The organism is Xenorhabdus kozodoii, assembly GCF_002632875.1.
Classification (GTDB): Bacteria; Pseudomonadota; Gammaproteobacteria; order Enterobacterales; family Enterobacteriaceae; genus Xenorhabdus; species Xenorhabdus kozodoii.
On record NZ_NJCX01000033.1, the window covers coordinates 14,347 to 29,823 of the forward strand.

The window sequence follows — 15,477 nt, forward strand, 5'->3', positions numbered from 1 at the left end:
CACGGGGAATTCGATATCTCTTATAAACGCCGCCTGAGTAAAAACGGTTTATCCCCGTATCCACGGGGAACCGAAATCATGTGAGCCATCGAGACAACCGACACCGGTTTATCCCCGCATCCACGGGGAACTCGATAATGGCTGTAATGTTTTCAGTTTGAACGTCGGTTTATCCCCGCATCCACGGGGAACTCTTATTATTATCCCTCTATATCACGAAATGAACCGGTTTATCCCCGCATCCACGGGGAACTCCCTAAAAATAACCCATTGTTATAAAACCATTTTTTTAACAGAAAAAATGTTACCATGTTTAATCGCTTGTTAGCCCCTCCAGACTAATCCTCAGAAAGTGGCTTAAATTTCACTAAACGCAGGCCGTCAAAATCTATCGGCTCCCTTCTGTTTTCACCAACGGTTTGAAAATCAAAGCCAGATTCGGTATTAGTCTGCCATGCCATAACTGCGTTGCCATCTTCGGTGAATTCCGTGATTTGTTCCCAAATCATCTCCCTGATTTTATGAGAGATATTACCAACATAAACCCCTGCCCGTATCTCCAGCAACCAAATCGCCAGACGTCCCCGTAATCGCGGAGGAACGGCTTCTGTGACGATAACTGTCATGCTCATCTTTACTGGCTCCTGTGCCCAATGTCACCGATGGATATCGGTTCAGGAATGGCGGGCGGTTGTGCATCCGCGGGCGGCGGCGGCGGGGAAATTTCGCCCGCCGCGAGCACCTCTTCAATTAAGGGAATAAGGCGTTTCAGGATCTTGTCTGTCCTGAATTTTTCGCGACAGGCAATTCTGACTTGTCTGTCAAGGGAGCCGACGGGTATGTGCATGCGCTCACCGTTGACTTCATCAATCACAACAAACGCATTGTCTTTAACATCAATGCGTCCCATGCCGATAAAGATCATCGAATTTCTGTCTTTGATGGGAATGGGTTTTAATGGGATAAATGCCATTACAGTGCCCTTATCAACATGAGCCCACAACCAAAGGATTTTGCCCTGCCAAACCCTTTCTGGTATTGCTCAAGGAAAAGGTGGCTGTCTGATAAAGTGAGGACTCCCTGAAAATCTACGCTGGAAAAGGCGACTTTCTGGCCAGAGGCTTTGAAGCTGCGATGCTGGGTATAGCGTTCAATATCGGGCGCGAAATCAAAGCGAACTCCCCAATTCGCCTGCCGTTTTTCATCCTGTATCCAGGTTTGGGCGGCTTGTGTCATCACAGAGTCCATTTCACCCACACCCGAACGCTGAGCCTGACGCTTGGCATGCATCAAGACATCATGGCGATGCTGTTTATCAGAATCTTTATCCGTGATGCAAACCGTGGGATTTGCGCGGAGTTTGAATGCCAGTTTCTGCCCGTTATGTAATTGCGGAACGAAAGGCTTGGTCTGGATCTGGAATCGCGGGGAGTTAGCGATCGGGGCGGTCGTGGACAACACAAAAAACTCAGGCCGGCCACTTAAGCTCATCTCTTGCCGGAAAAGAAAATGGCGCGCGTCCTGTTCTGTAAACAGTTGCCACAAGAGTTGGTGAGCGGCGTAGACATCATTTTTTGTCTGTTTGTGTGCTGGTGTTGGTATAGAGTAAACAGAAGGGGTCAAGGTAACCTTAGACAGATACATGTGTTCCCTCCACGGTCGATAACTGGATCGATAATTGGTGCATCGTGCGTTGCGTAAACTGCCAGCGGCGGCGTGATAGCGGCTCATCCCAAAGTTGATGAGTCAGTATTGTCGCATCAGGGATCGTGATCTCCTCTTTATCCCCCTCCCAGAAATAACTGACGACATCATGGTTACGCTGCCAATAGTCATGGCGCTTTTCTGATTGATAAGGCAAGAGAGGAAAAACGGTATCAAGGGCGGCTTTTAATGACGGATATTCTGCCAGTTGCGGCATCATCGGGACGGCAAGAGGGCAGGATTTGCGCCCAAGGCTCAGGGTAAAGACCGGTTTTATCAGCGCGTCACATAGGGCAGAAAGTGTAAAACTGCACTGTTCGGTTAATGAAATGGCGATAACCCACACGCCATCAGCAAGGTAATCGCGCGAGGACAGTACCGTATTTAATTTGGATTTATCATGTAACTCACTTTTACGGGTCAGATGCGTCTGTTTTTTCTCTTGTGAGGGCACCTGGGCGGTATGGTAATCCCGCAGCAATAAACCGGAGACGATCTGTTTGATGGCGATGCTGACACTCTGTTGCAATGCAGCAAGCTGTGTTTCATCATCACGCCGGATACCCAGCGCGGCGCCCAATAATCCTAAAATAGCCGAACGGGTTGGATAAGTGCCGGTTGGACGGCTTTCACCGACTGCTTCCACTCCCCAACTGGCGAGTGCCCCGTATAAGCGAAAAACCAAATAAGTCTTCATATTGCTCCCTCTTTTACTGAGTGACGAACTGGAGCAACTCAGCAAAACGACCGGTTCCCGTCACGGCATTAATACGATAACTCGCATCAACGCAAGCGCCATAAACGTTATCGAAGTTTTTCACCTGATTTTCTAACGCGGTAATGGCATCGGTTGCTTGATCTTCGCTATCAATCGGTTTTAAAAACGCCACCGACAGGGAGCGTGGCTGGTATTCCCCCTTTTCCGCCAGCACATAACTGGCATAAGCACGGGAGCCGAAACTGTTTTGTTTGCCGGATGGGGCGATTTTAACGGCGGCTTCTGTCAGGGCGGCAATGGCTTTATTTGCCAGGGTTTCGTTGCCGGATAAGTTATTTATTAACAATGATTTATTAATGCAGATATAGCTGTAGAACAGCGCTGCCCCAAAGCCAGTTTCGCCAATATGAGCTGAACCGGAATCACTTTTGCCCGTATTCAGGTCATCGACGGCAGTAAAATAGTCATCTTCCACGGTGACACCGTGAACGCTGATAGCATGGGCAACCTGACAGGCAGCTTCCACGTTATAGGCAGGGCTGGATGCCAGCATCCGGCCAAACAGTGCAATATCGACGGCAGTTTTTTCTGTGCTCAGCAGGTTCAGTTCTTCTTTGGTGGGGGCACGATTTTCGGCGATAAGTTTATCGACCAATGCAAAGGTAGCCTCTTTTTCTGCCGGACTGATATGCGCCAGTTGCTCAATTTCCAGCGGTTCATCTTTTTTCTTTTTGCCAAAGACTTCCACGATAGCACAAGCCCATTCGGTGGCTTGCTTCTCTTTAACGCCCCCATTAAGCAAGCGTTGATAAACCTGGAATCCAAAACGTTTGGTACGAAAACCAAGGTGCTCGGCAAGGGCATCCTGAAACAGATCAGAGATCCGCCAATGGCGCTTCAAACTTTGAGAGCTGATTCTTAATCGCTCAGTTCCACCCATTTTGGCGGTTTTAGGACGTCCGAGATCGTCGCGGTTCAGGTTGGCAGGGGGGTAAGAAGTTAACAGATGTAGCTGGATAAATTGGCTCATTTAAAATTCCTTGTAGATTAAACGTGATGCTAAAAATGATTGCGTTATTTAGAGGCCTTGTAGTAATCCATCGTCCATTTCACACAAAGGCGTTTATTGGCGCGATACGCTCTTGGCTGGTGGAACTCTTCCAGCCATTGTGTAATGTCTTTGGCGAGGGATAACACGGAAACCTGACCTTTCAGTTGTTGTAAGATGCGCCGCAAGCGGGTAATAAATTCAGCGGGCGTTTTGGCTGCCTGCAATTGGGCAAAGCGATGCAGGCTGACAATGGGCTTGTCATTTTCAGTTTTGGTGCCTGCGGCGGTTGCCAGATTCGTGGTGGTGTTAGTTTTGACATACACCAGAGTGATGGCAATCATCGCCCATAGCGTCAGGGTGTTTTGTCCCTCTTTTTCTTTGGTGATATCGTCGGGCAAACTACACCATAATGCCTGAAAACCCTCGGTCAACGTGGCCGCGTCGATATCCTGGCAACGCTTTAATTCAGCTTTATAGAGCGTGGGGGCAGGGGGAATATTTTTTTCTTTTAATTCTGAGGGGGATAAAAACATGCTTTCCCACCACCGTAATAAACAGCCTTCGCTTAGGTTATTCATGGATAACCTCCTTCTTTTTGTTCCTGGATGATTGGGTTTCTATATCGTGTTCTGCCATAAAGGATTTGATATCTTTAGCACTCACCAGCCACTGGGTCAGAATTTGCCGAGCCGCGATTTTTTCCAGTCGTTTTTTGGGATCGGTATCGTCTGACAGCACGAATTCATCAAAGAGGTCAAAGCAGGTTTGTCTGAGTTGATAGAGCCAGGTTGTCGCATCATGGGTGGATAGGGAAGATACTTGATGCGGGCTGCTGACAATCTGCTGTACGGCCTTAAAGAAGGCGGCGTGGGTGCGTTGGTAGAAGGCGGCATCAATAAATGACATATCGCCTTTTATCTCATTCGGGCGGTGGAACCACGCGCTTTTGATCTGGGTTCGACACTGGCCCAAGGCATTGACAGCGAGGCTTTGTAGCGTTTTGACGCGCCGGAAAATGGCCTCTTTCTTTTCAGTTGGCGTGGAAAACAGCGGCAGGGTCGTGGAGTACCAACCACGGGCTTTCATGTTGTCCATATCGTAACCAAAAACCCACAACCTTGGGGTGGCACCCTGTTCATCCACAAGATCATCACTGATCTGGTTAAAGTGGTCGACAACCTGCGCAGCCTGTTGCCCGTATTTATCATCGGAAAAAATCAGGCTATCCCAGATCTTATAGGTAATACCGCCGGGTTGCCCCTTGACGGAAAGGTGTTCCTCATCCGATTTTTTCGGATTCCACCGGTAGGGGGTTAGGGGGTGTCGCCAGGAACCCGCATAATTGTTCCCATAGTTTTGGGTACGATAACCCGAAACGGATTGGCGAGTTGTCTGCCCCGTTAATTGGCAAATGGCCGGTTTATCGTCTACTTTCAGGCGAATTCGCCGTGGCATTGCCCAATACATAGACAGTTCATGGACATTGTGTGCGTAAATTTCGGTTCCTGCATTTTGGCTGGCATGGGTTTTGCCCAACCACGGAAAAACGTCTGCACTATTGAGATCCGGATCGGGATAAGGCCAAAATTCCCGATTCATGACATTAAGCCAAAGTTTTTGCCATAGCGGAGCATCCAAATTTTGTGGCTGGATCAAGGTCGTTAACGGGCCACCGCCCCGTAACCCGACACGATGTCCAACACCGCCGGCAGGCGCGTTAATTTGTAACGTGAAGAGCGCAATGGCAGCCATTTCAGGGGAGATCACTTCACATTGGTTACGTTTGATAAAGTGATCCGTATTATCCTTCAAGGTTTTTTCGCCCGGTGATTCAATCAACAACCCTGAAATGCTGGCGGGTTTTCTGTCAGCTAACGAATCAAAATCCTGCATAAACAGGGGACCATTGCCGGTCAGATTAAAAGCCTGTTCCGCTCGATCAAATGCGACCTGCAAGTCCGCTTGGGTAGGGGGTTGTTGATAAAATTCATGCCATTCGCTTTCATCTTCAGGGGCAAAAACGGTTTGCAGCAATCCGATGGCTAACTGGTAGGCCGCGCCCTGAAAATCGGCGCGCGGCAGGGCAAAATCCATCACTGCGGGATCGCAGATTGCCGTCAGTGGCAACTTCTGCTCGCTGCCATTTCCCATTCTAAACGTCAGCCATGCGTCTTTAATCAGGTTCATTACGCCTCCTGCTTAGGATAAAAACCGATGCTGGGATCATAAGTAAAATTGGGGTCACTCTGCGGCAGCCAGATTTGTAAGTATTTGGCATGCTTGAATGTATTCTGCAACCGCTCCACCGCCGGAGAAAGGGAGTCCGGTACGGGCTGTAACTTATCGGCGAAGGTGTTTTTTGACAGTTTGATCGTGCTCAGTTGAACCGGAAACTTTTCATCTTCTACCCACGGCATCAGCTCGTTATTTTCGGTCAGTTTGACGAGTAACACGTTCACCGTTTCAATGTCGCTAAATCGGGTATTGATATCGCAGTTATCGTCATACCAACCGCGGGCGCTGCGTTGACTATATTCATAGCGTTGCCATTGCAGGGCTTGTGATCGTGCAACGGCATCTTTGCCCCTTCCTTCTGCGATTGCTTCATCATCCTTGCATTTGAGGGCATCCGGGATTTGCTCGTCGGCGTCTTCACCGTAAACGGCTTCAATTAAAGTTCGAGCCTCAGCAGGCATACGGATGGCACCCAGGCGCCGCAGTTCACGCAAGCCAAGCCATAAACGTCCGGCTGAACGATAAACATATTGGGTATTGCGAAAATCTTTGCTCAGCCAATCCGCGTTGGGTTGGTCATCCCATTCTGGCGCATGGAGATATAACTCCGGCGCAGGACGGCTATCGGTAATGCCTTGTTCATATTCACCTTTTGCATTGCGAGTATGGCGGTGCAGGCGGCCGACCCGCTGAATCAAGTCATCGATTGGGCAGATATCGGAGATCATCACATCGCTATCTGCATCCAGGCTTTCCTGAAAAACCTGCGTTGCAATCAGGATCTTTCCTTGCCGAACCTCCTGCTGACTTTTTTTCCCAAATATTTCCAGTACACGATTTTCGATTGCTTTCCGGTCATGCAAAATAAAACGGCTGTGGAATAGCAGGCAATTTTCCGGCTGATCCATGTGTGACCGAATAAGCCGGAATGCATGGAGCGCATCATCCACTGAGTTACGTATCCAAACCACACATTGCCCATTTTGGGTGGCATCCAGCGCGATTTGTACGCATTCATCCAGATGATTCACGGTTTTTACCTTGACGGTACGGTTGGTCTCTTGGCGGCTGTGTAAGGGCGTTTCAACCAGTGGATTTTCCGGGTTTAACGTGACGTGGGTGACCAGTGGAAAAGCCGTTTTTTGCAATTTATGTGGCGGTATTCCGCTGGCAGATAACCAGATATCCACCAACCGTTGGCGCTGTTTTAAGGAGAGCGTGGCGGTCAGTAATACCACGGAACCACCCTGGTGTAGGTGCAGGCTTAGCAGGCTTTCCAGCAAGGCAAACATGTACTCATCTGCGGCGTGGACTTCGTCAAAAATCAATACCTTGCGATTGAGTCCAATCAACCGCAGTGACTGGTATTTTATCGGTAAAACCGCAAGCAATGCCTGATCGATAGTGCCGACGCCAACTGATGCCAATAACGCCTTTTTGTTAGAGTCCGCCAGCCATTGATGGCACTGTGCGGTTGCGGTGCTATCGTCTCTGGTGTCATCACTGTCGTTGTGTTCAGACGTCAGGGTAATGTCACGGAAATTATCATTCATCTCACGTGCACTGTGTGCAAGAACGATACTGGGCAGTTTGCCGTTTTTTGTATCGAACATACGATGATAATGTTGAGCAATGCGGCCAAACATGGCGTTAGACGTTGCCATTGTTGGCAGGCCAAAATAGAAACCGTCCGCAGCACCGGCTTGCATTAAGCGGTGGGTCAGGGCAAGGGCAGCTTCTGTTTTGCCCGCTCCCGTGACATCTTCCAGAATAAAAAGTTGTGGAGAGTCATCAATCGGGACGTCTTCCGCCCATTTTTGTAGTGGTGTTGGCGAAAATTGGTAGTCATCCTGAATCGAGGTGTAAGGAGATATCACGGGAGTGTCATGGATATCAATACCATTTAAGGCAACCTGGGCTTGTTTTTGGGCGATCTGCCAATATTCCGCTAACGGAAGGGCTTTGGTTTGATAACGAAAATGGTAACAGTCAGAGCCTATCCAGTCAGCCAGCACGACAATACCGGCAAGTTGCCAACTCACTTGTTTCAGGTTGCGCTGCCACCCTTTAGATTGTAATTTCGCCAGCGATAGGCGAGGTTGAAAAAGCGCCAGCAGATCATGGGCAAATGCTGTTGCATCGACAACATTTTGTTGCTCGGTAAAATCGGCAATGGCGTTCCAATGACCATCATCAATGGGTTTACCATGATGACCGAGCATACACTGCATTAAAACCATTAACGTTTTCTGTGCTTGTTTTTGGGTATTCTCTTCGCTAAATGGCTGACCATTATCGCCCACTAAAGCAGCCAGGACGTCGTCCTGAATTTTTTTCCAGAAAAACAGCCCTAGCCGATCATGCCTGAAAGATTGGGGATCATAGGGAGAATATTGGCCAGGTTTAATCAGGTTTGTATTTTCTTGGGAATAGAGTTGCTGAAATGCAGAGGCAAATTTGCCGAGATCATGCAGCGCCAGAAAAAATGACAACAGGTTTTGTAATGATTCGGGTGATAGTCCCAGAAAGTTTGCAAGATCTTGCGTTAACTTTTTATGTGGTGCCAATAATAATTGGCCTACTGCGGCAACGTCCAGACAGTGGTAGGCCAGAAGATGATAGTTTTCGTCAGAATAGGGATTTTTTTGGGCTTTTCCCCAATATCGTATGAGGTAACTAAAGTTATTTATTAAATTAGGCATGTTTTTCACGTTGAAATAGAATGATATTCGGATTCCATTAATGAATTGACATTAATCTTCTTTGTGTTCTATATATTGGCTAAACCGAAGTAAATAACCATCTGGATCTTGAACAAGGAATTCTCTCTGACAGACTTTGCTATCACCTATGCAGTAATAATTATCTTTCAGTGGACGATAAAGTTCGATTCCATTCATTTCTACATTTGCCAGAATTGGCGTAATGTCATCGACTTCAATTTGAAAATTAATACCACGCCCTAATGGTTTGTTGAGTTCTCCGGTATTCCAACCATCATCATGAAATGCTTCCAGCATTAATTGAGCCTCACCTAAGCCTAAATAAGCAAAATCGGGATTTTTTCGCTGAATTAATACTTCGAATCCCAATATTTTCTGATAGAAATTGATTGAAGCAGAAAAATCGGTCACGGTCAGTTCTGGCACCATGCGATTCCAGTAAGTTATTTCTGTTATGTTGTTAGTGCTCAAGATGTTTTCCTGGGTGATTATATTATTTCAAAATAGCGAGCTACTTAAAAAGGTAGTTAAATCTTTTACGTTAACAACAGATGCGAGTAATTTAACTTATTTTATACCGCGCTATCACTAATATTTTATCTTATATGGAATGTTGATCACATTCAGCGTCATATGAGTGGATGATGAGAAAAATTTCATCTTACTTCACTATGAATTAATCTTTTATGGCAACTTTTATGGTACTGATAATGTTTCGGCTTTATAAGTTAAACATAAAAGCATTGTTGTGGTTGAGTATTATTTAAACAATGGAAGGGGAAGGATTTTCGTGGTGTGAGGATGAATCCTTCCCTAGTATTGCTATTTATCCGGTGGCTGTTGACGTTTTAATAGAATCCAGAGTTTATGTAGCTTGAAGCTACATAAACTCGGAACTAAATCCCCAGCGGATTAATAACTTCTTTATCATAACCCCTAATCATTAAATTTTTATTATGAAATTAACAAGATAACGCAAAACCCACAAATTAAGTGGTTTGGATTTAAGGGATTAAAAAAACGCGTTGGGAGGTTTGGAATTGGATATAAAAAACCCGCTCAAGGCGGGCTTGTTGATTGCTACTCACAAAATTTATGCGGCTTTCTGGTGATGCTTTCTCTTTCCTTGAAGCTCCACTTTTGGTTTAGTTGCAAACATTGCTGGAGCAGCTTTAATCAACAGGTCAACAGCCGCACCCATAGCAGTATATACTTGCTGCGTATCAAACTCTTTCATGGTTGCTTTTTGCTTTGACATATCTGACTCCTAAGAGATTCTTCTCTCCAATGGCTTATTAACCATATGGGATACTAACATTAATAAGTTTTTTCTATTTGAAAATTAACTAATGTTTAATTGGTCGCCGTATCCTATCACTATACACTCTAGTGTCTAGCTTTTTTTTTATCAAGTTGCAAGGTTTTTAAATACTGTTTTGATATCAGTTACATTAACTTCCATAATGTATCCACACTTAAGCATGCTAAACCCATAAGACTCGTAATAAGGTATCACTTCTTTAACTGGTTCAATGATCCGGACGAGCTTCCCTTTCGTCGCCTCACAAAACAAATAAGCTGCCATTAGGGTAAGCTGAAACATTTTTCCATTTAACGGATGATCTGGCTTATCCCGACAAAAGTTCTCTATCATGTGGATATCGAAGATTTGTTCATCTACAGAATATGTACACAAAGCTAGACCTGATGGTGGCCCTTGTACATGCCCACATTCTACTAGTTTGATACAAAACTCAAACTTATCCTCTCTGTTTCCCACCCTAGACAAACTATCATCCCAACAAAGTTCACCATAGCCACGAGACAAGATGAGATAATCATCATCTGAAATATCTCCCACGGCAAGGTTAAGGTCAAGAACATCAACAATAGCCTGAATGTTGTTTCTTACTACAGATCCAATATGTTTAAGATTAAACATTCACTATTTCTCGTTTTTAATTGGTTAAGATATTTTACATCTTTTGGTGCTTGTTTTATATACTCATTTACTTACTGTTAAGATTGGTTGGTTGTTGTAATGATAGAGAACCAGTTGCTGATTTTTTGACCAGCAATGAAGGGGGTGTGAGGGGTTTTACGGAACTTTTGTAAAACCAGCTATCCATAGCTTGGTTAGCATTAAAATGGACAGTTAGGGGTTCTTATCTTATTCAGCCCCTTCCAGTCATCCGGTTTATCCCCGTACCTACGGGGAACACTGGCTAATTTGGCTATTCGGTTTTTATCCCGACGGTTTATCCCCGTACCTACGGGGAACACTCACGGTAAGCGGAAAGTTTGTTTTTGATATCCGGTTTATCCCCGTACCTACGGGGAACACGTTCTTTGGGCAGGCCTCTTCTTTTGGTATTTCGGTTTATCCCCGTACCTACGGGGAACACGCCTAACCGCTCGCCCTGATCGACAAACCATGCGGTTTATCCCCGTACCTACGGGGAACACTAAAAATGTATTTTTTCATCATTATTAATATCCGGTTTATCCCCGTACCTACGGGGAACACGTTCTTTGGGCAGGCCTCTTCTTTTGGTATTTCGGTTTATCCCCGTACCTACGGGGAACACGCCTAACCGCTCGCCCTGATCGACAAACCATGCGGTTTATCCCCGTACCTACGGGGAACACTAAAAATGTATTTTTTCATCATTATTAATATCCGGTTTATCCCCGTACCTACGGGGAACACGAAATTAAATCAATGGCTTTTTGCAGCTCGGCCGGTTTATCCCCGTACCTACGGGGAACACTTGCAGTTGTTTTTAATACACATGTGAGAACACGGTTTATCCCCGTACCTACGGGGAACACGTGCGGAGTTCCAATCATTCCAGGAGCAATACCGGTTTATCCCCGTACCTACGGGGAACACATCTACCTCAAATCCCAGTGAGACCAAAAACTCGGTTTATCCCCGTACCTACGGGGAACACTTAATAAACAAAAAAACAACCATTAAAGATAACGGTTTATCCCCGTACCTACGGGGAACACCAATTTTTGCCGCCGAAGATCTTTAAAGAAGCCGGTTTATCCCCGTACCTACGGGGAACACTCTAATTTTATCCGTCTGTTTTATAACACCTTTTCAGAGCGCAAAAATTCTACCATTTTTTTAGCCTATAAATCAGCCAAATTTTTCTTTTCATTTTTTCTGATTATTTACTATTTGTAGTGCAGATCTCATTTCATCCATATCATGCGATTTCATTTATAAAATGAGGAAACTTTCATCACATAAATCGCAAAATGACCTGTTGGTCTTAACTCACAACGATACCTGCCAGTATGTTGGACTACAGCGTACTTCGGGGATAAGGTGTTGGATCATGCCTTAAGCCTTTTGGCGTATTTATTCAAGCACGTGTAATTCATCACAATTTTAGGAATTAATGATTAACGAGATGCGAGTATATTGGCATTTTTCACTATAAAACGTGTTGTAATGCTGTATAAATATGTTAAAACCGCTAGCTATCCATCTGTCGCTATCAATAACTGATTGTATTACATTGAAAATGAAGAAAAAACGCCCTGCTTTACAAGATGTTGCTGACCTCGTTGGGGTCACAAAAATGACGGTCAGCCGTTTTTTACGCAATCCCAATCAGGTTTCTGAGGCATTGGGTAAACGAATAGCGGAAGCGGTGGATCAACTGGGCTACATCCCTAATCGAGTGCCCGATATTCTTTCTAATTCTACCAGTCGCGCAATCGGTGTTTTGCTCCCTTCATTGACCAATCAGGTCTTCGCCGAAGTCATTCGTGGTATCGAGCATGTCACTGATCGCAATGGATATCAGACCATGCTTGCCCACTATGGGTATTCTGCCCAGAAAGAAGAAGAACGTTTACTTTCCCTGCTGGCTTACAATATTGATGGTCTGATCCTGGCGGAGCGCACGCATACCCCCAAGACGTTGAAAGTGTTGCAGACAGTCGGTATTCCCGTTGTCGAATTGATGGATAGTGTCTCACCTTGCCTTGATATTGCGGTGGGGATCGATAATTTTGAAGCGGCTCGCCAGATGACGATGGCGATGATCGAACGCGGCTGCCAGAACATTATTTATCTTGGCGCACGTCAGGATGAACGGACGTTGATCCGCCTGCAAGGGTTTGAACTGGCAATGTGCAGTGCGGGTCTTCAACCGAGAAAAATGATGACACCAACCAGCTCTTCCTATTCATTGGGGGCGCAGCTTTTGCGGGAATCCTGCCAGAAATATCCCGAAATTGATGGCCTGTTTTGCACAAATGATGATATCGCCATCGGGGCGATTTTCGAGTGCCAAAGACAGGGGATCAAAGTACCGCAAGAAATTGCGATAGCGGGTTTTCATGGTCATGATATCGGCCAGGTCATGACGCCCAAACTTGCCAGCGTGTTGACTCCTCGTGATCTCATGGGGCGTAAGGCTGCGGAATCCTTGCTTGCTCGTTTGCAAGGGGAAAAGTTGGAACAAACGATGATCGATGTTGGGTTTACCCTTTCACTGGGAGAAAGTGTTTAATTTTTGTAGCTCAAAATGAGGCTTTCCCATTTTCAATTGCGATAAGCCTCACATTTTCCTTTTTTGCTAACCCTGATTGATTGCTCACCATTCTACTCTGCTGTTAATGTTACCGGTAATAAGTTACCGGTAACATGTTGCAGGGTTATGTTTTTTGATAATTTTTTAATATGAATCAAACCTATACCTAGGCAGCAAGAACTGTAAAAAGGAGTTTGATATGACTGATACCCAACAGCACAACCATGTTTTTGTATTAATGGGGGTATCCGGCAGCGGTAAATCCGCGGTAGCTACTGGTATTGCCCGTGAATTGGGGGCTGCATTTCTGGATGGGGATTTCCTTCATCCTCGCGCCAATATTATGAAAATGGCGCAGGGCCACGCCTTGAATGATGATGATCGTCGGCCGTGGTTGAAAGCACTCAATGACGCCATTTTTGCCATGCAGCGAACCAACCCTATCTCTTTGCTCGTATGTTCTGCCTTGAAAAAAAGCTATCGGGATATGTTGCGTGATGGCAATCAGAATTTGTCTTTTCTCTATATGAAAGGAGATTGTGACTTAATCGAAAGCCGCTTGAAAGCGCGCAAAGGACACTTCTTTAAACCGCAAATGCTAATCTCACAATTTGAGACACTGGAAGAGCCGGGCAGTGAGGAAAAAGATGTCTATCACATTGATATAAAATCCAATCTTGATGAAGTCATCAAAAATGCGATTAAAGCAATTGACCACATCCAATCCGTTAACCTAGTTAATGAGGGGCATTCATGAGTACCGTAACGCTGATCCTGACCGCTGTCGGCTCTGTTCTCTTGTTGTTGTTTCTGGTGATGAAAGCCAGATTACATGCTTTTATTGCCTTAATGCTGGTTTCCTTAGGAGCGGGGATTTTTTCGGGTATGCCATTGGAAAAAATCACCCAGACAATGCAAAACGGCATGGCAGGCACCTTGGGCTTTCTTGCCATTGTCGTGGCCCTGGGTGCGATGTTTGGCAAGATCCTGCATGAAACCGGGGCACTTGATCAGATTGCGGTGAAACTGCTGGGTAGCTTTGGTGAAAAACGGGCTAACTATGCCTTGGGGGTTGCCGGGCTTATCTGTGCATTGCCGCTGTTTTTTGATGTGGCCGTCGTGTTATTGATTGGCGTGGTATTTGCTGTTGCACGTCGCACCAACGGTAATGTCGTGAGACTGGCGCTGCCATTGTTTGCCGGTGTTGCCGCCGCCGCTGCGTTTTTGGTTCCGGGTCCAGCCCCGATGATGCTGGCTTCGCAGATGGGCGCCGATTTTGGCTGGATGATCCTAATTGGCCTGAGTGCCGCCATTCCCGGCATGTTATTGGCTGGCCCGATATACGGTAATTTTATCAGCCAATATGTGACGCTGGATTTACCCCAGGATTTGAGTACCCCAAGCATTGGCAAAAACCAAATGCCTTCTTTTGGTTTCAGCCTGATGCTGGTCTTGTTTCCATTGGTATTGGTTGGCCTGAAAACCATTGGCGCGCGTTTTGTTGACCAACAATCTGCGCTATACCAGTGGCTGGAATTTCTTGGTCATCCTTTCACTGCGATTTTGATTGCTTGTCTGGTGGCAATTTATGGTTTGGCGATCCGGCGCGGGATGGAAAAAGAGAAAGTCATGGAGATCTGCTCGGCGGCGATCCAACCGGCGGGGATTATCCTGCTGGTGACAGGCGCGGGTGGCGTGTTCAAACAAGTGCTGGTGGATTCCGGTGTTGGACCGGCATTGGGCAATGCGTTGGTCGGTGCCGGTCTGCCAATCGCACTGGCGTGTTTTATTTTGTCGGGGGCGGTGCGTGTGATCCAGGGGTCGGCAACTGTCGCGTGTTTGACCGCAGTCGGGTTAGTGCTGCCCGTGATTGGCGAACTGGGCTACTCCGGGGCGCAAATGGCGGCGTTGTCAGTCTGTATTGCCGGTGGCTCTTTGGTGTTTAGCCATGTCAATGATTCCGGTTTTTGGTTGTTCGGCAAGTTTACTGGAGCGTCAGAAGCGCAAACCCTGAAAACCTGGACGATAATGGAAACGATCCTCGGCACAACCGGTGCGCTGGTGGGTATGATCTATTTCGCCATGTTGTGATAGCGCTAACGCCTTTTTCGCGGTTTTTAACGGCACCTTAGTATCAAGGTGCCGTTTTACATGCTCCTGCGTCATTAGCTGCTTTTATTAGCATGGCACTCTTAAAAGTGCCATTTAAATTCTGACGGCTGGCATATTAATCATCGTCTTCAAACAAACCCATCAACTGCGTATAAAGCGCTTCGGCACTGCGTTCATAACTAGGGCAAACGGGTCTAAATTATACTGACGTAAAACCCATCGTGAGAACTTTCAGCATGTAGCCATTATCCTATCCTGCTTTCTGGCGCTTGGTCTTCAGGTCATGCTCCCAATAGTTAGATTATTGTAGTAAACTTTCCATTTTTTATTACTGGTGAGATATGGCTAAAGTTGATGTGGTTTGTCGTTATTGTCACA

13 protein-coding genes, 1 pseudogene and 1 CRISPR repeat array are annotated in these 15,477 nt (G+C 46.1%); of the genes and pseudogenes, 3 read left to right on the top strand and 11 right to left on the bottom strand.

Features of this window, described 5'->3' with window-relative positions; genetic code table 11:
* Positions 1-338 precede the first annotated feature (338 nt).
* From cas2e to Xkoz_RS17225, 11 genes and pseudogenes are all read right to left on the bottom strand, one after another.
* Positions 339-632 (bottom strand): type I-E CRISPR-associated endoribonuclease Cas2e, encoded by a 294-nt coding sequence (cas2e, locus tag Xkoz_RS17180; RefSeq protein WP_099143212.1) that lies wholly within the window; start codon positions 630-632, stop codon positions 339-341.
* A 2-nt stretch (positions 633-634) separates the two neighbouring features.
* Positions 635-823: pseudogene (locus Xkoz_RS23465) on the bottom strand (type I-E CRISPR-associated endonuclease Cas1e); the annotation flags it as partial.
* A gap of 149 nt (positions 824-972) precedes the next feature.
* Positions 973-1,644 carry a type I-E CRISPR-associated protein Cas6/Cse3/CasE gene (gene cas6e, locus Xkoz_RS17190; protein WP_099143214.1) on the bottom strand — a complete coding sequence of 224 codons (672 nt, stop codon included), beginning with the start codon at positions 1,642-1,644 and terminating at the stop codon, positions 973-975.
* Positions 1,631-2,401 (bottom strand): type I-E CRISPR-associated protein Cas5/CasD, encoded by a 771-nt coding sequence (cas5e, locus tag Xkoz_RS17195; protein WP_099143215.1) that lies wholly within the window; start codon positions 2,399-2,401, stop codon positions 1,631-1,633. Before cas5e ends, cas6e begins: the two co-directional genes overlap by 14 nt.
* A 13-nt stretch (positions 2,402-2,414) precedes the next feature.
* Positions 2,415-3,452, bottom strand: coding sequence for a type I-E CRISPR-associated protein Cas7/Cse4/CasC (cas7e, locus tag Xkoz_RS17200; RefSeq protein WP_099143216.1), 1,038 nt, complete (start codon positions 3,450-3,452; stop codon positions 2,415-2,417).
* 44 nt (positions 3,453-3,496) lie between these two features.
* Positions 3,497-4,051, bottom strand: a complete 555-nt coding sequence (gene casB, locus Xkoz_RS17205) for a type I-E CRISPR-associated protein Cse2/CasB (RefSeq protein WP_099143217.1) — start codon at positions 4,049-4,051, stop codon at positions 3,497-3,499.
* On the bottom strand, positions 4,044-5,660 hold the full coding sequence (casA, locus tag Xkoz_RS17210; protein WP_099143218.1) for a type I-E CRISPR-associated protein Cse1/CasA: 1,617 nt from the start codon (positions 5,658-5,660) through the stop codon (positions 4,044-4,046). Before casA ends, casB begins: the two co-directional genes overlap by 8 nt.
* Positions 5,660-8,410 carry a CRISPR-associated helicase/endonuclease Cas3 gene (locus Xkoz_RS17215; protein ID WP_099143219.1) on the bottom strand — a complete coding sequence of 917 codons (2,751 nt, stop codon included), beginning with the start codon at positions 8,408-8,410 and terminating at the stop codon, positions 5,660-5,662. The genes casA and Xkoz_RS17215 overlap by 1 nt, the downstream gene beginning before the upstream one ends.
* A 51-nt stretch (positions 8,411-8,461) precedes the next feature.
* Positions 8,462-8,860 (bottom strand): bleomycin resistance protein, encoded by a 399-nt coding sequence (locus tag Xkoz_RS17220; RefSeq protein ID WP_099143220.1) that lies wholly within the window; start codon positions 8,858-8,860, stop codon positions 8,462-8,464.
* A gap of 664 nt (positions 8,861-9,524) precedes the next feature.
* Positions 9,525-9,689 (bottom strand): hypothetical protein, encoded by a 165-nt coding sequence (locus Xkoz_RS21265; protein WP_167386613.1) that lies wholly within the window; start codon positions 9,687-9,689, stop codon positions 9,525-9,527.
* A 150-nt stretch (positions 9,690-9,839) separates the two neighbouring features.
* A complete protein-coding gene (locus Xkoz_RS17225) occupies positions 9,840-10,373 on the bottom strand; it encodes a hypothetical protein (RefSeq protein ID WP_099143221.1) in 534 nt (177 codons plus the stop codon).
* Between the two features lie 251 nt (positions 10,374-10,624).
* Positions 10,625-11,507: direct repeats of the CRISPR family, unit length 29 nt; unit sequence CGGTTTATCCCCGTACCTACGGGGAACAC.
* Positions 11,508-11,970: 463 nt separating this feature from the next.
* Between Xkoz_RS17225 and gntR the strand changes: the two genes are divergently transcribed.
* The 3 genes from gntR to gntU all read left to right on the top strand — a co-directional run bounded on the left by gntR (position 11,971) and on the right by gntU (position 15,078).
* Positions 11,971-12,966, top strand: a complete 996-nt coding sequence (gene gntR, locus Xkoz_RS17230) for a gluconate operon transcriptional repressor GntR (RefSeq protein WP_099143222.1) — start codon at positions 11,971-11,973, stop codon at positions 12,964-12,966.
* A 220-nt stretch (positions 12,967-13,186) separates the two neighbouring features.
* Positions 13,187-13,744: a gluconokinase gene (gene gntK, locus Xkoz_RS17235; RefSeq protein ID WP_099143223.1), complete on the top strand. Its 558-nt coding sequence runs from the start codon at positions 13,187-13,189 to the stop codon at positions 13,742-13,744.
* The gene (gene gntU, locus Xkoz_RS17240; protein ID WP_099143224.1) at positions 13,741-15,078 is read left to right on the top strand and encodes a gluconate transporter; all 1,338 of its coding nucleotides are present in this window, start codon (positions 13,741-13,743) and stop codon (positions 15,076-15,078) included. The genes gntK and gntU overlap by 4 nt, the downstream gene beginning before the upstream one ends.
* The last annotated feature ends 399 nt before the right edge of the window (positions 15,079-15,477 follow it).